Raw genomic sequence first — 20,082 nt, 5'->3', positions numbered from 1 at the left:
CAATAGGCAATAGACAATAGGCAAATGTTACCGAATTTTTTAGCTCATAAACCTATTAAGGCTTGCTTATTGCCCATTGCCAATTTAATGCTTCTTTACCTATCCATTGGCCACTAGCTATTTCCAGGCCGAGCTCAAAGACCATACTTTGGCGATAGGAATACGGGTGGGGCCTTTTTCGCTAAAGAATTCAATTCCATCGTGGGTGGCGCTGGGGAACAACTGGGCTGTTAATACCGTGGCGCCATCATTGGCAAAAACCTCCACTATACTTTTATCGAAGAATATGTGTAACCGCAACTTGCCGTCTTGCAAAGGAACCCGGGCGGAGGAATATTGCCAGGCAGCAAACTGGTTATTAAAATAGGTGTTGCCGCTGTTTGAACGGTCGATGTACAATTTTGCACTATCCGCATTATATCCAATAATAATTGATTGCCCGCCCCCGGCCGCCAGCCGTACGCCGCAAATGGCGTTTTTGGCGGGAATAAGATCCGCATCCAGTTCAATTACCTGGCCTTTTGCCGGGAAAACGGTTTCCCCGGAAATAATCTTGCTTTTCCATTCGGTGACGTTACCCCGCAGCGATAATAATGATTTCACGGGTTGCTGCAGCAATATCCAGGTATTGCCTGATTTTTTTAATCTCAATGAACGGGGTACCGACATGGCGCTTCGCCAGGGCGAAGTAGGGATAGACTGGCCATATTTCCAGTTATTGGCCCAACCCAGTAATACCGGGTCCTGGCCGGGTGGGAGATTATTATAGGTAACGGCCGCATAAAAATCGGGACCGTAATCGGGTCTAAGTATAGTGTCGGCGGGGTTTTCATTTTGAAATCGGATGCCATCAAATTCGCCCACGAAATATTGCATGGTGGTTTGTTGCGAATTGATCAGCACCCATTTGCTTTTGCCGGGTTGACCAGTGATGGGCACCTGCAACAGATCGGGACATTCCCAAATGTCATTGGTATCGCCGGCCGGACCAAAATCACTCAGGTGCGACCAGGTTTTCAGATCGGTGGAACCATGAAATTGAACAATATGTTCTTGCGGTAATACAATGGCCATGATCCATTTTTTGCCAGGCCCGTACCAGAATACTTTAGGATCGCGAAAATCTTTTTTCTTCAGATCGAGTACCGGGTTGCCATCATATTTTTTCCAGGTCCTGCCATCGTCGAGGCTGTAAGCGATATGCTGGTTTTGCTGGTAGTCATCGGGTTTTGTTTTATCAGGAATGATATGTGCGGTATATATTGCTACCAGTGGAATTTGTCCGGGTTTCTTCCCAAAACCGCTGGAATTGTTTTTATCAACTACACAGCTACCGGAGAAGATCATGTTTTTATCATCCTCCGGAATAGCAAGCGCCAGGGGTTGCCAGCGAACCAGGTCGCGACTAACGGCGTGGCCCCAGCTCATATGTCCCCAGGTATTGCCCATGGGATTGTATTGATAGAACAAATGGTATTCTCCCTTATAATATACCAGTCCGTTGGGATCGTTCATCCAATTGTGATACGGCGTAAAATGAAATTGCGGGCGAAAGGGTTCTTTATAAGTTGGTTTATTTTGGGATATAACGGCACCAGGGATCATACCTATTAATAATACCAGCAAGGATTTCATTGTGAGTTTTGTTTTGGGATAGTGAATGTGTTTTGGGCTGCCGGACTTGGATACTAAATCTAATTATTTTTTTTAATATCTGAAGGTTGAAAGTGGAAGGCTTTTCCGAAATTTAAGCTGTTCGAAAAACGTTGGGGATATCCGCATTAGAGCTACCTTCAAATTTAATAACCATCCAATGAAAATAGGCGTAGCGCAAACAAGACCGGTCACCGGTGATATTGACAGTAATATAAAGAACCATATTTCTTTAATAGAGCTGGCGGTTTCTAACGGCGCCGATATTATTGTTTTCCCCGAGCTTTCATTGACCGGCTACGAACCATCGCTGGCAAAAGAACTGGCGGCTGACACAACCGATAACCGGTTTGAGATTTTTCAACAACTCAGCGATACAAAGCAGATCACCATTGGAGTGGGCGTTCCAACAAAAAGCCCAAACGGCATTCACATTACGATGGTGTTGTTTCAGCCAAACAGATTACGGCAAACAAATTCAAAAATGTATTTGCATGCCGATGAAGAGCCCTTTTTCATTAGTGGTAATAATTTACAGGGATTAATAATTAACAACACACCCGTTGCCCTGGCCATTTGTTATGAAATATCCATACCGGAACATTCGGAAAGTGCTGCCAAAAGCGGGGCGCAGGTATATATAGCCAGTGTGGCAAAAACAGCCGGCGGGGTTGAAAAAGCTACTAAAACTTTAAGTGATATTGCCCGTCAATATTCGATGACAGTCTTTATGTCGAACTGTGTTGGGATGTGTGAAGATGGGTTATGTGCCGGAAAAAGCGCGGTGTGGAATAACAAAGGAGAATTGGCAGCGCAGCTGGATGACACCGGTGAGGGAATAATAATTTTTGAAACAGAGACGCAGGACGTAATGCTGAGAACGGTTTAATATTAACTTATGTATTTTGAGTGTTGACTAATATTATTAATTTAACGTACTATGAAACTGTTTGTAATTTTTTTTATCACTCTTTTTTGTTTTGCCTGCGCAAACAACGCCCAAAAACCTGAAGCCAAACCCATTACAAATTTCAGGTACGAGATAAAATTAGCTTTGATAGATACTTTGGATTCGGACACCTGTTTTTGGAAAATCAATCGACAGATGGAAAAAGAAACCCCTAAAAACTTTAAGCACCCTTTGGATATGGCGGACACTGCAAATAAGTTCTACATAACTCATTGGGTAAAGAGATATCGTATAACCTATCAAGGCAAAACAAGTTATTTAAACTCCGTCCCATTTTATTGCGTAGCAAAAGAGGATACTGCTAAGTTCAATCAGTTAATTGTAAATCCTTCATATCAATCTTTTTTTCCAGAGAAACCTGTATTTGCCTATGGCGTAGACGTTAAAAATAATATGAATGGATATTTAAATCTGTATAAAATATTCGACAATGCTGTATCATTTAAAGGTGCAGAAATAAAAAGTGTTGTTTTTACTGATGCACATAGATATCCGGAGATTGAAGTTGAGTTGAACGAAACCGCCGGGAAGCGTCTGGCAGCGTTTTTGAAAGAATATCTCCATAAAAAAATCGCCATTTTAATAAATGGGATTGTTTTTTCCAATCAGAAAATATATCAGCCTTTAGATAAAAATTATTTCGCTATTCCAACACTATTTAACGAGTCGGAAGTAAATCAGATTCTTAGCCATGCGAATAATTAATAAACTTCCTATATAGACAAAATCTATCTCTTTATAGAATAATCCTATTAAAATCTATATCGTTTTTTAGCATCTTTGCACCTGCCTATCCACAACGCCCTAAGCGGGCATCGATTGTTTCCAGCCATTTTGAACGCTAAAACCTAAACGCTAAACGCCAACATACAATGGCTTCAGCGAAAAAGTGTGCTTTAGTTTTATTTAGAATGCTTAATGCCAGTTGAAAAATGGTTTTCGCGTTCTGCCTTAAGCGTAAATTGTAAAAATTTAAATCACAATATGAGTAACAAAGTGTTGTCTATCGGAACTCAGTTCCCGGCATTTAAGAAAAAAGCGGTTGTATCTTTAGAGAAAGGAAAAGAATTCATGGAATTAACCAACGAGTACGCTACTGCCAAAGGTAAATGGACAGTAATGTTCTGGTGGCCGAAAGATTTCACTTTCGTGTGTCCTACAGAAATTGCAGAATTCAATAAAAAACACAGCGAATTCACTGATAGAGACGCCATCCTGATCGGCGCTTCAACCGATTCAGAATTTGTGCACGCTGCATGGAGAAGAGATCACAGCGATCTTCGCGACCTGAAATTCCCTATGCTGGCCGATACTTCTAAGTCATTGGCAGAAGAACTGGGCATTTTAGATTCAGAAGAAAAGATCGCCTACCGCGCTACATTTATCATCGACCCACAAGGTATTGTACGCTGGGTAAGTGTTTATGACCTGAATGTTGGCCGTAATGTACAGGAAGTTGTTCGTGTACTGGATGCATTGCAAACAGACGAGCTGTGCCCCTGCAACTGGCAAAAAGGTCAGGATACACTGACTACCCAATTAAGCATGAACTAATTTTTCAGAGTGTTTGGATAACGCTACGGGGCCGACTAAAAAGGCCCCGTTTTTTTAAAAACCCAACAACATGAGCCAGGAAATAGCAATACAGAATGAGACTTTCACTAACCTGTTAAATGATCTGCAAATACCCGACTATAGTCCTTCTTCCGCCGCACAGCAATTGTTGCAGGTAGAATCGAAATATATAAAGGACCTGAAGATCAATGTGAGCAATGTGCTGAACAATACGCAGTACCTCAATAAAAAAGAAGCGTTATTACTGGCATACGCTGTAGCCGTTAATGAAAAGTTCGATCTGCTGAAAGACACTTTCCGTGCGCAGGCCCAGGAAGCAGGCGCTACAGATGCAGAAGTGGCCGAGATCGTTTCGTGTACATCCCTGATGAACGCGAACAATATTTTCTACCGGTTCCGTCATTATGTAAAGAAAGATTTTTATACCAACACCCCAGCCGGTATAAAAATGAGCATTATGATGAACCCAATTTTGGGCAAAGAATTTTTTGAACTCGTGAGCCTGGTGATCTCTTCTATCAATGGTTGTGAAATGTGCATTACTTCACACGAACAATCCATTTTACAACACGGCGGTTCTGAAAGCCGGATCCTGGAAGGAGTGAAACTGGGAGCGATTATAAAGTCGTTGATAACAGTTTTAGCCTAAAAGCTAAACAATATCGAATGTCGAATATTAAATGTTGAAAAGAAATTCACTTCGATATTTGACATTCGATATTCGTTATTCGACATTATCTTATGCTACCAACGCTGCCGCGCCAAATACACCGGCACTGTCGCCCAGGCTGGGTTTTAAAATAGGCACATCAACCCGGTTATTGAAAATGAATTTATGCAGCGATTCTACACCGGCTGTATATATGCTGTCGATATTTCCTACGCCACCACCTACAACAATTACATCGGGATCGAGCATATTGGTAATTACCGAAACGGCTTTTCCAAAGAAATGGTTCAGCCTGTCAATGGTTTTGATGGCCGCCTGGTCATTACCCTGCAGGGCATGCGCCAGAATATCTTTCAAAGAAAGCATGGAACCGGTAATGCTTTTATAATACCGTTGCAAACCGGGGCCCGACAATACCGTTTCTACGCAGCCGGTTTTGCCGCAATAGCAGGGACCGCCGGATTCATCGAGAAAGTTGTGGCCCCACTCACCGCCAATACCATGCTTGCCATTCCATACATGGCCATTTACGACAAGACCGCCGCCTACGCCTGTGCCCATAATAATACCGAATACAACCTGTGCGCCGGGTGCTTTTTCTTTTACAACACCCCAGTGCGTTTCAGCAAGGGCAAAACAATTGGCGTCGTTGGCCAGCACACAGGGAATTCCCAGTTTTTCTTCCAGGTCTTTTTTCAGCGGCTGACCATTCAGAGCAGTACTATTGCAATTTTTCATGGTTTGCAAAATAGGGTCCAGTACGCCGGGCGTTCCCAACCCAAGGCGCGCAGGCTGCAAACCCGATTGTTGTTTCATCGTTTGCACCAGCTTATCAATCTGGTGAATGATATGTTCATATCCCTTATGTCCTTCGGTATCGATGCGGGTCCTGAGAATGGGTTGTGGATTATCTAATGAAGGAACGATGGCCCCTTCTATTTTGGTTCCTCCCAGATCAATACCCCAAAGTGGTTGCGTCATGGTGTTAGTTAAAAGAGATTAATAATTTTTCAATCATTTTAATAGCCGGGCTGCTCTTTCAAGGTCCTCAGGTGTATCAATTTCAACACCCATATATTCCGTTACTACCATTTTTAATGGTATGCCATTTTCGAGGTAGCGGAGACATTCAATTTTTTCTGCAGCTTCCAGGGGGGTCATCGGCCAGGTAGTGAAGCCCATCAGGGCCTCTTTGCGGAAAGCGTATACACCAATATGTTCGTAATAGGTGATCACCGCTTCGTTGTTCCGGGGATAAGGGATGATGCTTCTACTAAAAAAAAGCGAGTTCATGTTTTTATCAACCGCCACTTTCACATAATTCGGGTCGGCAATGAACTGTGGTTCTTTCAACACCTGCATCAGGGAAGCAACCTGTACTTTTTCTCCGGTTTCGCCTTCAAATACCTGTAATAATTTTTGAAGCGGTTCTTTTTTTACAAAGGGTTCGTCGCCCTGCACATTTACTACAATATCTGTTTCTATATCTGCCACTGCTTCGGCAATACGGTCGCTGCCACTTTCATGCTGCTGGCGGCTCATTACGGCCTTGCCGCCATTGGATGCAATTTCATTAAAAATAATTTCACTATCAGTTACCACCCAAACTTCATCAAATAAACCTGTGGCCACGGTGTTGTCATAGGTGTGCCGGATAACAGTTTTAGTACCCAGTAGCTGCATCAGTTTGGCAGGAAACCGGGTAGCCGCATAGCGGGCCGGGATCATTGCAATTTTTTTCATCGGGATAAAGATAAGAAAGCCGCATTGAATGATGGCTAAACGCGTTGATTTCATTATATTTGAATACGTACCATTGTTTTTCCCTCCAACGATTTGCCTGCCGGTAATTGATTCACCAAACTAATCTGTATGCAAGCCACCGAATTGCTAAAGTCTTATTATGTAGATACCAATACCTGGGATGAAATGTATATGGAGTCGTCCGTGCGCGAACAATACCAGCGGGTGGTGGCCTTTATGCAGCAACTGGATCTCGACGAACTGAATAAAAAAGAAGAGCTGGCCAAACGGCTCTTTATGAGCCAGGGCATCACCTTTACCGTGTACAGCAGCGGGGAAGGCATTGAGAAAATTTTTCCATTCGACATCATTCCCCGCATCATTACCGCTGCAGAATGGGATCATATTGAAAAAGGCATAAAACAACGGCTGAAGGCCCTGAACCTTTTTTTGAAAGACGTTTATCACAACCAGTTTATTTTAAAAGATGGGAAAGTGCCCATTGACATGATATATAGTTGTCCGCATTATTTGCGCGAAATGTACAACCTGCCTGTGCCGTACGACCTGTATGTGCATATTGCGGGCATTGACCTGATCCGCAACAACGACGGTTCTTTTTATATTTTAGAAGATAACCTGCGAACGCCGAGCGGCGTAAGCTATATGCTGGAGAACCGCGAGATCACCAAGCGCATTTTCCCCGATCTGCTGCCGCAGAATAATGTGCGTAGTGTAATAGAATATCCTAATATTTTACATAAGAACCTGGTATCGCTTTCGCCCAGGCAAATTGCCAACCCTACCATTGTTTTATTAACCCCGGGTATTTATAATTCCGCCTACTTCGAGCATACCACGCTGGCGCGGTTGATGGGAGTAGAATTGGTTGAAGGCCGTGACCTGGTGGTAGATAATCACAAAGTATATATGAAAACCACCCATGGTTTGCAGCAGGTAGATGTTATTTATCGCCGCGTAGATGACGAATTCCTCGACCCGCTTACTTTTAATCCTAATAGCATGCTGGGTGTTTCAGGCATTATGAATGCTTATCGCAAAGGGAATGTGGCTATCGTAAATGCAATCGGTAATGGCGTGGCCGATGACAAAGCGATTTATTGTTATGTGCCCGATATGATCCGCTATTACCTGAATGAGGAACCCATTTTGAAAAATGTGCCTACGTACCGGTTAGATGATCCGGAACACCAGGAATATGTTTTCAGCAATATCACCAACATGGTGGTTAAAAAAACGAATGAAAGCGGCGGGTACGGCATGTTAATGGGCAATGCGGCCGGCGATGAAGAAATAAAAAATTACTGTGAGGCTATTAAGAAAGACCCGCGTCAGTTTATTGCACAACCCATCATCAGTTTATCTTCTGCACCTTGTTATATGCAGGGAAAGCTGCAACCACGCCGGGTTGATCTGCGGCCTTACGCCTTGTGCGGACCGGACGGTATTGAAATTGTACCGGGTGGATTGACGAGGGTGGCCTTGCGCGAAGGTTCCCTGGTGGTGAATTCATCGCAGGGCGGAGGGAGTAAAGATACGTGGGTGCTGGCAGGGTAATGAAAAATTAGAAATGAGGAACAGAGAAATGAAAAAGTGAAGGAAATATTGAATGTTGAAGTGAAACCGGAAATGGGCGAGCTTGAAAATTTGTAACCTATAACTAAAACAATAAAACATCATCTCTTTAAAGGCTGGGGCAATTGCTCCCCCTTTAGGGGGCTGGGGGGTAAAATATGTTAAGTAGAGTAGCCGATAGTTTATACTGGATGAGCCGTTACATTGAACGCAGCGATGGTATGTTACGAATGTTGAAGGTCAACTACGCGTATTCGCAGGATAGCATCATGGAATTTTCCTGGCAACCGGTTCTGCACCTGTTTACTTATCTCGATGAAACAGCCGCCAAAAAGCTGGAGACAAATCCGCGCGCCATATTACAATATATTGTCACCGATAAAGGTAATTCCAATTCTGTGGTGAACATTGTAACCCGGGCCCGCGAAAATGCCCGTAGCGTACAGGATAATATCACCAAAGAACTATGGCAATCTTTGAATGATTATTATCACACCACCAAAGAGGAATGGCTTGCTCACTGGTTGCAGAAAGATGATCCCATTACCATTCTGGATGTGCTGATAAAACAGGGATTGTTGTATTACGGAACAGCCGAGATCACCATGTCGCGCGGCGAAGGCTATTCCTTTATGAACATTGGCAAATTCCTGGAGCGCGCCATTTTATCGGCCGACCTGCTCAATATGCGGGTCATTAATAATGAATATGATAACGATACGGTGGCCGATGCTCCCTATTGGAAGTACCTGTTGTTATCGATCGCCGGCTATGAATTATATCTGAAAACGTATCGCTCCGGTTTTGAAGCCCGGAATGTAGTGGAACAGGTAGTGCTGAACAATCATTTTCCCCGCTCCATCATCTATTCAGTAACCCGGTTGCAGCGCTATTTCGACCGGCTGAAGCAGGAGGGCAAAGTGAACAATTATCAGCAACTCGATTTTATGATCGGTAAGTTGCTGAGTAAGGTGCGATATAGTACACCTGAATCCATCATTAGCCAGGATCTTCACCAATACTTACTTGACATCAAGAAAGATCTATACGCTATTGCCAACGCCCTGAACCAATGTTGTTTTGCGTATTCATAAACTAGTACGGACTTTGTATTTTTGCCAACCATGCCACAATTCAAAATTCATCACGTTACCAGGTATATGTACGAGGTGCCGGTTCGTGATAGTGCCAACCAGATCATTTTGTTCCCTGTAAAGGATGAGTATCAGACAGTTTTAAAGCAAGACCTCACCATAACCGGCGAACCGGCGTTGGATGTGTATAAAGATTATTATGGTAACGAAGTGGGCTCCTTTATGTTTGCCGACCCGCACAGCGAACTGAAGATCGACTCACGAATTGAAGTGATCACCAAAAGCAGGGAGTTACCAGAGGATTCCATTCCCAAAGAAGAGCAATGGAATAATTTAAAGGCGATCAAATACCAGGTGCCGTTTATTGATTTTCTGAAGCAGGAATCCTGTGAAGTAGTGCATGAAATAAAACGCGATACCCAGGTAGGCCAGCACCTGCAATTCACGCCATTTGTTGCGGTGCAGCAATTAAATGAATATGTTTATAAAGAATTTCAATATATAAAAGGAGTTACAAACGTAGAGACCACACCCGATGAGATCTGGAAGCTGAAAGCCGGCGTTTGCCAGGATTTTGCGCATATTTTATTGGTTATGCTCCGCATGACCGGCATTCCCGCCCGCTATGTGAGTGGTTATATTTGTCCGAACCGCAACGGCATGCGCGGCGAAGGCGCCACCCACGCCTGGGTAGAAGCCTATTTACCAGCATACGGCTGGCTGGGGTTGGACCCCACCAATAATTGTTTTGTAAACGACCTGCATGTGCGACTGGCGGTGGGCCGTAATTTCAGTGATTGCTCACCGGTGAAAGGAACGTACAAAGGCACTTCCAACCATAGCCTGGAAGTAGGCGTGGCTGTTAGTTATGAAGATGGAAATGTGCAGGATGATCATGCTACCATCTTAACGCCGCAACCCATTACCAACGGCCAGCAGAGGAGTGATGAAAACTCGTACCGGAGGTATATGGAGATGATACAGCAGCAGCAATAACCGTTTATTGTTTATAGTTTTTTGTTTATGGTTCTGCAATGCGGGACGGCCGTAATTGTGCGGGCTACCCGAACTGCAACAACAATAAACTATAAACCAAAAACTATAAACTTAATAATCCGTCTTAACATTCTTATCGAACGGCAACTTCAACTGATACATCAAACTTTCATCAGTCTTTTCGTCAAGCACGTCGAGGCCGTAATGTAATTTCTTCGGGTCGGTGTAAGCAAAAGTGCCAAACAGGCGGTCCCACAAAGAAAAAATATTTGCGTAGTTGGTATCTGTATAGGGGCGTTTATAATGGTGATGCACCTTATGCATATTGGGGGAAACGAAGATCCAACTGATGGGTTTATCGAGCCACCGGGGTACGCGAATATTGGCATGATTGAAATGTGTAAAAATAGCCGACACGCTACGATACAAAAAATACATCCCGATAGATAAACCCATTGCATAAACGCCTATGATGGTAAAACATTCCCTGAAGATCCATTCGCCGGGATGATGGCGGGTGCCGGTAGTTACATCTACCTTGGTATCACTATGATGGATCATATGGAACTTCCACATCCATTTTACTTTATGCATCATGTAATGCGGTGCATATTGGGCGAAGAAATCCATAAAGAGCAATCCCAGAATAATATTGGCCCAAAGCGGCAGGTTCAATATATATAGCAAACCAAACTGGTTTTCGGTAACCCATTGGCAGGCAAGGATGGTAATGGAGCCCAATACTAAATTCAGTACAACGGTAGTAAACAGAAATACCAGGTTAACCCCGGCATGTTTATACCGTTTCCAGGAAAAGGTAAAAAGAGGGTAATATCCTTCTATCAGCCAAAAGAGAACCATACCGCCCAGCAGAATGGCCATCCTATGCCAACTTTGGATATTCTCCCAAAAGTTCATGAAGTCTTGCATGGCAGAAAGAATCGTTTGTACAGTAATTTACGCAGAAAAATCTTTCGGGAGATAGCCTGTTCTACAGGACCGCACATTTTATAAATTTATTGAGGGGGACATGAATTTTTACTGTTATATAATTGCGGTAACGCAATGCTAAACTATAAAAGAACCCCTTTGTACACTTCCGGTAGACAGGCAATTGTTTAAGCAGGTGTTTACTCATTAAAATGCAGAAATAATTTTTTGTGACCGTTTAATTTTTTATCTGCTTCACTTATAATTTTTTGTCATCATAAAAAGAAAAAATCCCGCCTTGGCGGGATTTGCTATGTAATAACAAAATATATAAAAATAGCGATCAGGTATTCAACATTAATGGCATAACCAGCATCATTAACTCTTCATTTTCATCCTGATCACTTGGTCTTATGATACCAGCCTTGGTAGAAGTTGATAACTCAACCGTTACATCATCTGTATCGGTAGCGTTTAACATTTCAATCAGGAATTTGGCGTTGAAGGCAATCTGCAGGTCTTCACCATTGTATTGGCATTTCATGCGCTCATTACCTTCAAAAGAAAAATCAATGTCCTGAGCCGTTAACTGTAACTGGCTGCCACTGATACTCAATACTACCTGGTTGGTGCTTTTATTACTAAATATACCTACGCGGCGTAAAGCACCCTGAAAATCGGTTCGGTTAACAGTTAATTTATATGGGTTGTCGGCAGGAATTACCACTTTATAATCAGGGAACCGCGCATCGATGAGGCGGCAACTTAATTGTGTAGTACCATGTGTTACAAACAGGTGATTGCTGTTGTAGCTGATGGTCAATTCATCATCGTTCACCGGCATGGCTGATTTCAACAGCGTGAGCGGTTTTTTAGGAACGATCAGCGAATCGCTTTTAGGGCAGCTTACATCAGTGCGTTTGTACCGTACCAGGCGGTGCGCATCTGTAGCCACAAACTGCAATCCTTTTTTATCCATTTCGAAGAATACACCCGTCATGGCAGGACGCAGGTCATCGTTACTCACCGCGAACAGCGTTTTGTTAATAGCGGTTACCAGGGCTGATGAAGTAACGGTGAAAGAATTTGTTTCATCAGCAACCGGGTCTTTGGGAAAGTTATCGGGATTTTCGCCCATCACTTTATACTTACCGTTATCACTGGTAATTTCAACGGCATAGTTCTTATCGATATTAAACGTAAGCGGTTGCTCAGGAATGTTCTTTAAAGAATCCATCAGTATTTTGGCAGGAATACAAACCCGACCGGTATCTTTCGCTTCTACCTCCAGTTGTATTTTCATTACCGTTTCCAAATCGGTTGCTACTACCGATAGTTGATTTTTTTGTACATCAAACAAAAAATCTTCCAGGATCGGTAATACCGTATTGGCATTAATCACCCCACTAATCTGTTGTAATTGTTTCAATAAAGCCGAAGATGAAACGATAAACTTCATATAACTGATTAAGATTTGAGCAAATATAGGGTTATGACTTAATAATTTACCCGCTTTTTTTAAAACACGAAATCCACAAAAATCATAACTTGCCTGCCAACGGCATTGAAAAGCCGGCGCCTGAAATGTGTATTGGGCGCCATTTTCAATATTACCACTTCCCAAACCGTAGAATGTAAATGAAGGCCGTTACCGTCGTTTTACTGCAAAACTGGGACAATTCAACTGGTTTTCTACCTATTTGGTTAAGGCGGCTTTCCCTTATAATACTTATACAAGCAGTGCTTTCGTTAATGCACGGTAATGCCGCAGAACACGAATGCAGAATGCTGAAGGCGAATCCAGGGCAGCAGGCCTTTCTTTGATGAAGCCTCAGGCGGCCGTAGTCGTAATCGCCGGTGCAAAATGCTGAACCAGCCGGCAAACAGGCAGAGAAAGAGAAGCGCCGAATGCCGGGGCTTAAACGTTAAGCTTTGGGCGTTAAACCTTTAGCGTTTCTGGGCATTTTTGTAAGTCATTGATTAAATATGGAGCAAGCAGCAATTTTACCTTGTATATTGGTGTTTATATAGTAACCTGATTTGTATTTATAATCAATAAAACCTTATATGTTCGACAAACTTTTCGGTCGGGGTAAGAAGAAGCCGGAAAACCCGGAGATTCCTTTTGGCCGCTATTCCGATAACAACAAAACGGTAGAAAAAGTACGCCGCTGGACCGATGCCGACAACCTGTTCAAGCAACAGTCATATTACGAAAGCATCGATGCATTTTTCGATTACCTGGCCGACAACAAAGAGGGAAATGTGATCCTGAACCGCACCAACGACAGTGGCACTTTCCAGCTTTTCCAGGGTTCAAAGATCGTTCGAGGCGAATTTGACAAGGATAGCCTGAAAGCCGAAATAACCCTGGCCAAAATGCCGCAACCCAACGTACCTGTCATGCGCCGGTTGCTCGAAATGAATTTTACCCTCTATTACAGCCGTTATGCACTCGATAATGACCGGTTGTGCATGCGCTTCGACAGCGATATAAAAACTGCCAATCCCAATAAGCTGTACTATGGTTTAAAAGAACTGGCCATTAAAGCCGATAAGCTCGACGACCTGCTGGTACAGGAATTTGCCGCACTGCAAACAGTAGATACGGAACATATCATTGAAATTCCCCAGTCAGAAAAAGACGTGAAATACGATTTCATGATGCTTTGGATCAGGGAAACGCTTGATTATGCAGCCTCTTTAGACGCAGATAAGTTCTCCGGTGGTATTGCTTACCTGTTGCTGTCCCTGGCTTTCAGAATTGATTATTTGATTTGTCCCGACGGCAAGCTGTTGAACGAACTTGAAAAGATAGTGGAGATCTATTATCGAAAAGATGAGAAGCAAACCATGGAGCGCAACCAGGGGATGATAGAAGGATATAAGAAACTTCTCAGTAAGTCAAAAGAGGAAGTGCACCCATACCTGTTCCGCTCAAAACATACGTTTGCCATCGTTGTACCGCAACATCACAAAACAATAGTAGACGCGATCAACGCCGCCGCTCAAAATGCGGTTTGGTACCAGGATAACAACTATCCGCTAATTGCAAACAATGTAATGGAATACGCGCTTTCATTCAGCCAGTATTCATATAGTTTGCCCAAAGCGCTCAGCGAACTGGTATTGTTATTTATGCAGATCAACTATCGTGCATATTTTGAAGCGCTTGGATTTACTGTTCCCTATTACGACGCTGCAGCCAACCGGTTCGATCCCGAAGCCATTCGCGAACGGATTGAACAAATTGTTGAAACCTGGAAAGCAAAGTATCCCAAACTGCAATTCAGAATGGATACGCTGAAGTTCAACAGCCTTGTAGCCTTCAACAGCAGTTTTAGTACGGAAATCACTTTTTTAAATTTTGATTCAAACTAATTATGGTCCAAGATATAATCGGGCAGTTTCATCCAGCCATCATACAAATAGCTACACAAACCGGTACCGGTACCGGCTTTTATTTAAAGGAATTTGATATAATAGTAACTAATGATCACGTGGTGCAGGACAATGCCGAAGTAACCATTGCCGGTAAAACTTTTGAAAAAACATTATCCCGGGTTTGGTATACCGATCGCAAACACGACCTGGCCTTTTTACAAAGCCCGGCCAATGTTGAAATACCGGCTATACGGTTAGGCCAGTATGAAACCCTGAAAGATGGGGATGAAGTGCTGGCTATCGGCCACCCTTATGGTTTTAATTACTCCGCAACGCAAGGTGTTATTTCGAAAGTAGACCGCATTCGCGACGGGTTAAAATTTATTCAGATAGATGCAGCCATCAATCCGGGTAACAGCGGGGGGCCGCTATTGAATGCAAATGGAGAAGTAATTGGTGTGAATTCATTCCGCATACAAGGCGGCGATAACATGGGTTTTGCCTTACCGGTGAATTACCTGCGGACTGCCCTGCAGTTGTATGCACCGCATAAAGGGGTTACCAGTACCCGTTGCCATAGCTGCGATTACCTGGTGTTGCCTAACAATATTGATTCGGAGAAATATTGTCCGGCCTGCGGTACCGAAGTAAAACTGCCGGTGATGCCAGAACAGGAAGTAGTTCCTACGGGTGTGGCCAAAACCATTGAAGATATCCTGAAAGAACTGGGTAAAGACATTAAGCTTTCCCGCGATGGTGTGAACCGCTGGGAAGTTCGTGAAGGAAGCGCCAAGATCAAGATCACCTACAATGCTGAAAATTACTTTGTGGTGAGCGATGCGTACCTGGTGCAAATGCCGCAGGATGCACTTAAGATAAAGCCACTATACCAGTTCCTGTTGCAGGAAAACTACCGCACGAACAGCCTGGTATTAAGCTGTCAGAAGCAGAACATTGTTTTATCGTGCATTATGTACGACCTCGATATCACCAAAGAAAGCGGTGTAAAAACCTTTGACAACCTGTTTAAGAAGGCCGATTTTTATGATGACCTGCTGAAGAATGAGTTTGGTTGCTTGGATAGGATTGAAGAGTAGTTGATGGGTTGCCCCGGCGAGTTGGGGTTCAAATGTTGAAAAGTTACAGTTTATATAATCGGGAATCAACAAGTGATTCCCGATTTTTGATTTACGAGATGTTACAGAGAAAACAACTTACCAAAGAGCAGGCGCTGCAAAAACTGCGGCATTATTGTGCTTACCAGGAACGCTGCCATATAGAAGCCAAAGAAAAACTATATTCTTTTGGCTTGCGAAAGCAAATGGTAGAAGAATCGCTGGCGCAGTTAATAGAAGAGGATTACCTGAATGAAGAACGTTTTGCCATTCAGTTTGCCGGCGGAAAATTTCGCATGAAGCAATGGGGTCGCGTGAAAATAAAACATGCCCTGAAGCAAAAGCAGGTAAGCGATTATTGTATCAACAAAGCCCTGAAAGAACTGGATGCCGCAGACTACGATAAAACATTGCACAAGCTGGCTAAACAAAAATGGAGCACCATAAAAGGCGAAGGTGTGAATGGGTTTGTAAAGATGGCTAAAACCACTGATTATTTGTTGCAAAAAGGGTTTGAGCCGGAGTTGGTGAAGGGTGTAGTGAATGAGTTGAAGGAGGGGAAAGAATAGTTGGAAAGTTGAGAAGTTACCGTGTTAACAAGTTAGTTGAATAGCGCGATCTGTATGTGCGTGCAGCATGCAGCGTGTGGCTTGTAGCTGTATTTTCTTGTTGCCTTTATACCTTGTTGCCTTTTCCAACCCACGTATCGTTACTCCTCTTCCTAACAGTAAAATAAAAAGTACTCCCGCTATCAGGCGTTGAATCTAGCCAGATCTTTCCGTTGTGCAGTTCAGTTATCTTTTTACAATGGGCCAGCCCAATGCCGGTCCCTTCATATTCCGCCTTGGTATGTAGCCGTTGAAAGATCACAAAAATGCGTTCCCAGTATTTTTCTTCAATACCAATACCATTATCGGTAATATTGAATTGCCAATGGTTTTCATTTGGTATGACCGATATAGATATAACCGGCGGCTCACCCGGCTTTCTGAATTTAAGCGAATTACTGATCAGGTTTTGAAATAACTGTTTTATTTCGGTTGCATAGCCTGAAATAACGGGTAACTGCTCTTTATGTATAACTGCCTGGCTTTCCTGAATAGCCATTGTAAGGTCCGACAGCACATCCGCTACCACCTGGTTACAGTCGATCGGCTCCAGAATGCGTTGCCGGCCCAGGCGCGAATAATCAAGCAGGTCCTGCACCAGGCGCCGCATTCTGTCAGAGGCATCGGTAATGTAATTAATGTATTTGGTTACACTTTCATCGGCCTGGTCTTTATAATGACGTTTCAGTAATTCAACAAAACCCGATACGGTTCGCAATGGCTCCTGCAGGTCGTGGGATGCCACGTAGGCGAATTGTTCCAGCTCAATGTTCTTGCGTTTAAGGTCTTCTGCATATTCTTTTTGACGGGCCTCTGCGTCGCGCCGTTCGGTAATATCACGGATAAAAGCGCAAAAAAAGTCATTGTCTTTTTGGCGCATTGGTATTATCGTTAGCTCAATCGGAAATTCTTTTCCATTGCGATTCAGCGCCGAAATTTCAATCAGTTTATTGATGACGGTGTGCTGCCGGGTTGTTAAATAACGCTTCAACCCTGCTTCGTGTAAAGCGCGGTATTGTACAGGAATAATGGTTTCCGACAAGCGATGACCTTTGACCTCGCTTTCAAGCCAACCGAATATTTTTTCAGCTTGCGGATTCCATACGGTGATATAACCATCAGTGTCGATGCAAACAATGGCATCCAGCGCGGAGTTCATAATGAGCCGCGTGGTTTCTTCGCTCGACCGTAAAATTTCTTCAGCTTTTTTTCTTTCACTTACATCTGTTATAAAAGCAACGGCCATTTTCTTCCTGCCCAGTTTATAATAACCTAAACTGATCTCCACCGGGAAGGTGCGGCCATTTTTATCGAGGGCAAACAGGTCTTTGCCCAATCCCATCGGGCGGGCTTTCGGGGCTTTAAAATATTGCTGGCGGTAATGGCGGTGTTTATCTTTCAACTGCTCGGGAATTAGCAGTTCAATGGATTTTCCGGTTAATTCTTCCTTCGTATACCCGAACAGTTTTTCGGCATTGGGATTAACCAGGTTTATGTCACCTTTTTCATCGGTTACTAAAATACTTATGGTAGCATGTTCAAATAAAGATTTGAATGCTTTTTCGTTTTCAAGTAGAATTTCATTAGGATCTTTCATAAGGAAACAATCGCAAGTTCTTTAACAAACTTCCGGGAAAAACCTGGTTAATATTTTTTTTATCACCTCGGGTTGCAGTGGCTTATTTTCAAACCCGGAGATCTCAATATTTTGTTGCGCTGCTTTTTCATCATCAGGGTTTAATGACGTGGTGAGCATGACCATAACAATGTTTGCTTTTTGATGTGGAGGAAGTTTTTGATAATGATCTAAAAACTCCCAGCCATCCATACCCGGCATATTAATATCGAGAAAGATCAGGTCGGGCCGGGGATGATTTTGTTCGTTGTTATTAAAAGAACCGGTCCCCGTTAAATATTCCAGCGCTTCCATACCGCTGGTAACTACCTGTACATGATGGGCACAACCCATTTCTTCCACTAATAATTTGTTTAAGAAGTTGGTTGGTTCGTCATCATCAATAAATAAAATGCACATAAGTTTTTGTTTCATGTAATGAGACATTCTCTTTAAAAGCTGATTAAGAGTCGCTACAATAATTGAATACAAATCACCAATTAACCTAACCAGGGAACTTCACCATTACAGTAAATAGGATGCGCGGGAAAACCTGAGTTGCACAGGGTTGGGATTCGATCATTTTATAACAACTGGTTTCAGGCGAATGATCGGGAAAAACCTGCAGAGAGAAACGATGCCGGGCAACTGAAGGAGCTTACCTGCAACCGACATGCATAAGTAAAAATAAGCATATTTCGCATAAAGCAGGAGGTTTTTATCCGTTAGTAAGCAAAAAAGAAAAACCCCGTTCCGTACCGATAGCAATCGGAATGGAAGCGGGGTAATTACTTCATTTAAGGGATCCTTTGGTAAACGAATGGTTTTTCTACATTAGGATTGGACGGATCTCATAGGTTTGGATACATGGTTTTTTCAACTATTGGATTCAGATAGCTTTCAAAGGACAGGACTGGATATTTCAAGAAATTGGATTCGCGTTAACTGTTAACAACACAAAGATGCTACGCCATGCAAGCATTTCAAACTATTTCGCCGCTTAATTGCCCGGCCTTTATATTAAACTTATTTTAAATTACTGACAAACTCTTAGACCGAGCCAAACAGGCTCCTGCGTTGGGACAATTTTGTCTCAAAATGGTCCATGTTGTAAAAAATACATTTCATTATAAATATCAGTCTTAACCAATTAAACCTGACTATTAATTGTTCTGTCTACACAATTTGCCATTTTGTCTACTTGTAATTGGGTAAGAAGGCCTACATGATAGGTTGTTTGGGCATTTTTGAGTATATTGAATACATCACACGGTGGAAAATTGTACAAAAAGGCCTGCTTAATGCTTTTTTCTGGTACAATTATTTATGACAAAATAGCAATATCCAATAACGAATGTCGTCTCATTAAAAAACCTAAAAAGAAACCAGCTCGATGTTAAAAGACGAAGTTTTCAAAGAACAGACAGCAAAGCCGGCCGACTTTACCTTTAGTAAAAAGGTAGCTGACGTTTTCGATGACATGGTGAACCGGTCGGTCCCGTTTTATGGTGAGATGCAGCGGATGATTGCCGAATTGGCTGCTAATCATGCACTTGATGGGACCAATGTGTACGATCTTGGCTGTTCTACCGGGACTTCATTTTTGCTGATGGACCAAACGATATCAAAGGATATTCGTTTTGTGGGTATTGATGATTCGGCCGATATGCTGCAAAAATGTAAGACCAAGCTCGATGATGCCGGCATCAGCAGACCCTACGATCTGTGTGTGGGCGACCTTAACAATGGAATTGAAATCAAAAACGCTTCGGTTGTAATCCTTTGTTTAACACTCCAGTTCGTACGGCCATTGTACCGCGAAAAATTGCTCAAAAAAATAGTTGACGGGTTAGTGGATAATGGTGTATTGATCATAGTAGAAAAAATTCTGGCGGAAGAGAGTCAGTTCAATCGCGATTTTATTGATTACTACTACAATTATAAAAGACGGCAGCACTACAGTGAAATGGAGATCTCTCAAAAGCGGGAAGCCCTGGAAAATGTATTGATCCCCTATAAGCTCAGCGAAAACATTTTGATGTTGCGTGAAGCCGGGTTTTCGCATTGTGAAATATTTTTCAAATGGTATAACTTCTCAGGCCTGATTGCCGTAAAAAACTAAAACGTATATAA

18 protein-coding genes are annotated in these 20,082 nt (G+C 42.9%); 11 read left to right on the top strand and 7 right to left on the bottom strand.

Annotated features, from left to right (window positions below):
• Positions 1-117: 117 nt before the first annotated feature.
• A complete protein-coding gene (locus FAM09_RS07425) occupies positions 118-1,635 on the bottom strand; it encodes a glycoside hydrolase family 32 protein (protein WP_136576410.1) in 1,518 nt (505 codons plus the stop codon).
• Positions 1,636-1,813: 178 nt separating this feature from the next.
• Here FAM09_RS07425 and FAM09_RS07420 point away from each other — a divergent pair, with 178 nt between their 5' ends.
• From FAM09_RS07420 to FAM09_RS07405, 4 genes are all read left to right on the top strand, one after another.
• On the top strand, positions 1,814-2,542 hold the full coding sequence (locus FAM09_RS07420; protein WP_136576409.1) for a carbon-nitrogen hydrolase family protein: 729 nt from the start codon (positions 1,814-1,816) through the stop codon (positions 2,540-2,542).
• A gap of 51 nt (positions 2,543-2,593) precedes the next feature.
• Positions 2,594-3,328 (top strand): SecDF P1 head subdomain-containing protein, encoded by a 735-nt coding sequence (locus FAM09_RS07415; protein ID WP_136576408.1) that lies wholly within the window; start codon positions 2,594-2,596, stop codon positions 3,326-3,328.
• 279 nt (positions 3,329-3,607) lie between these two features.
• A complete protein-coding gene (locus FAM09_RS07410) occupies positions 3,608-4,177 on the top strand; it encodes a peroxiredoxin (protein ID WP_136576407.1) in 570 nt (189 codons plus the stop codon).
• A gap of 70 nt (positions 4,178-4,247) precedes the next feature.
• Positions 4,248-4,847, top strand: a complete 600-nt coding sequence (locus tag FAM09_RS07405; RefSeq protein WP_136576406.1) for a carboxymuconolactone decarboxylase family protein — start codon at positions 4,248-4,250, stop codon at positions 4,845-4,847.
• Between the two features lie 90 nt (positions 4,848-4,937).
• Here FAM09_RS07405 and FAM09_RS07400 read toward each other — a convergent pair whose 3' ends face one another.
• The gene (locus tag FAM09_RS07400; protein WP_136576405.1) at positions 4,938-5,849 is read right to left on the bottom strand and encodes an ROK family protein; all 912 of its coding nucleotides are present in this window, start codon (positions 5,847-5,849) and stop codon (positions 4,938-4,940) included.
• Between the two features lie 33 nt (positions 5,850-5,882).
• Entirely contained in the window at positions 5,883-6,611 is a 729-nt protein-coding gene (kdsB, locus tag FAM09_RS07395) for a 3-deoxy-manno-octulosonate cytidylyltransferase (RefSeq protein ID WP_136576404.1), read from the bottom strand.
• Positions 6,612-6,740: 129 nt separating this feature from the next.
• Between kdsB and FAM09_RS07390 the strand changes: the two genes are divergently transcribed.
• From FAM09_RS07390 to FAM09_RS07380, 3 genes are all read left to right on the top strand, one after another.
• Positions 6,741-8,189 (top strand): circularly permuted type 2 ATP-grasp protein, encoded by a 1,449-nt coding sequence (locus tag FAM09_RS07390; RefSeq protein WP_136576403.1) that lies wholly within the window; start codon positions 6,741-6,743, stop codon positions 8,187-8,189.
• 176 nt (positions 8,190-8,365) lie between these two features.
• On the top strand, positions 8,366-9,301 hold the full coding sequence (locus FAM09_RS07385; protein ID WP_136576402.1) for an alpha-E domain-containing protein: 936 nt from the start codon (positions 8,366-8,368) through the stop codon (positions 9,299-9,301).
• Positions 9,302-9,331: 30 nt separating this feature from the next.
• Positions 9,332-10,297 (top strand): transglutaminase family protein, encoded by a 966-nt coding sequence (locus tag FAM09_RS07380; protein WP_136576401.1) that lies wholly within the window; start codon positions 9,332-9,334, stop codon positions 10,295-10,297.
• A 111-nt stretch (positions 10,298-10,408) separates the two neighbouring features.
• Here the strand turns inward: FAM09_RS07380 and FAM09_RS07375 are convergent, their stop codons facing one another.
• Positions 10,409-11,227, bottom strand: coding sequence for a sterol desaturase family protein (locus tag FAM09_RS07375; protein WP_136576400.1), 819 nt, complete (start codon positions 11,225-11,227; stop codon positions 10,409-10,411).
• 343 nt (positions 11,228-11,570) lie between these two features.
• Entirely contained in the window at positions 11,571-12,686 is a 1,116-nt protein-coding gene (dnaN, locus tag FAM09_RS07370; RefSeq protein ID WP_136576399.1) for a DNA polymerase III subunit beta, read from the bottom strand.
• Positions 12,687-13,294: 608 nt separating this feature from the next.
• Between dnaN and FAM09_RS07365 the strand changes: the two genes are divergently transcribed.
• From FAM09_RS07365 to FAM09_RS07355, 3 genes are all read left to right on the top strand, one after another.
• The gene (locus FAM09_RS07365) at positions 13,295-14,608 is read left to right on the top strand and encodes a type III secretion system chaperone family protein (protein WP_136576398.1); all 1,314 of its coding nucleotides are present in this window, start codon (positions 13,295-13,297) and stop codon (positions 14,606-14,608) included.
• 2 nt (positions 14,609-14,610) lie between these two features.
• On the top strand, positions 14,611-15,708 hold the full coding sequence (locus FAM09_RS07360; RefSeq protein ID WP_136576397.1) for a trypsin-like peptidase domain-containing protein: 1,098 nt from the start codon (positions 14,611-14,613) through the stop codon (positions 15,706-15,708).
• Positions 15,709-15,806: 98 nt separating this feature from the next.
• The gene (locus FAM09_RS07355) at positions 15,807-16,295 is read left to right on the top strand and encodes a regulatory protein RecX (RefSeq protein WP_136576396.1); all 489 of its coding nucleotides are present in this window, start codon (positions 15,807-15,809) and stop codon (positions 16,293-16,295) included.
• A gap of 106 nt (positions 16,296-16,401) precedes the next feature.
• Here FAM09_RS07355 and FAM09_RS07350 read toward each other — a convergent pair whose 3' ends face one another.
• Both FAM09_RS07350 and FAM09_RS07345 read right to left on the bottom strand, forming a co-directional pair.
• Positions 16,402-17,931: a PAS domain S-box protein gene (locus tag FAM09_RS07350; protein ID WP_136576395.1), complete on the bottom strand. Its 1,530-nt coding sequence runs from the start codon at positions 17,929-17,931 to the stop codon at positions 16,402-16,404.
• Between the two features lie 21 nt (positions 17,932-17,952).
• A complete protein-coding gene (locus FAM09_RS07345; RefSeq protein WP_243751613.1) occupies positions 17,953-18,369 on the bottom strand; it encodes a response regulator in 417 nt (138 codons plus the stop codon).
• Positions 18,370-19,342: 973 nt separating this feature from the next.
• Between FAM09_RS07345 and cmoA the strand changes: the two genes are divergently transcribed.
• Positions 19,343-20,071 carry a carboxy-S-adenosyl-L-methionine synthase CmoA gene (gene cmoA / locus FAM09_RS07340; RefSeq protein WP_136576393.1) on the top strand — a complete coding sequence of 243 codons (729 nt, stop codon included), beginning with the start codon at positions 19,343-19,345 and terminating at the stop codon, positions 20,069-20,071.
• Positions 20,072-20,082: the final 11 nt, after the last annotated feature.

Source organism: Niastella caeni, from assembly GCF_004834005.1.
In the GTDB taxonomy this organism is placed as follows: domain Bacteria; phylum Bacteroidota; class Bacteroidia; order Chitinophagales; family Chitinophagaceae; genus Niastella; species Niastella caeni.
This window is presented reverse-complemented; position numbering and strand designations above follow the sequence as displayed.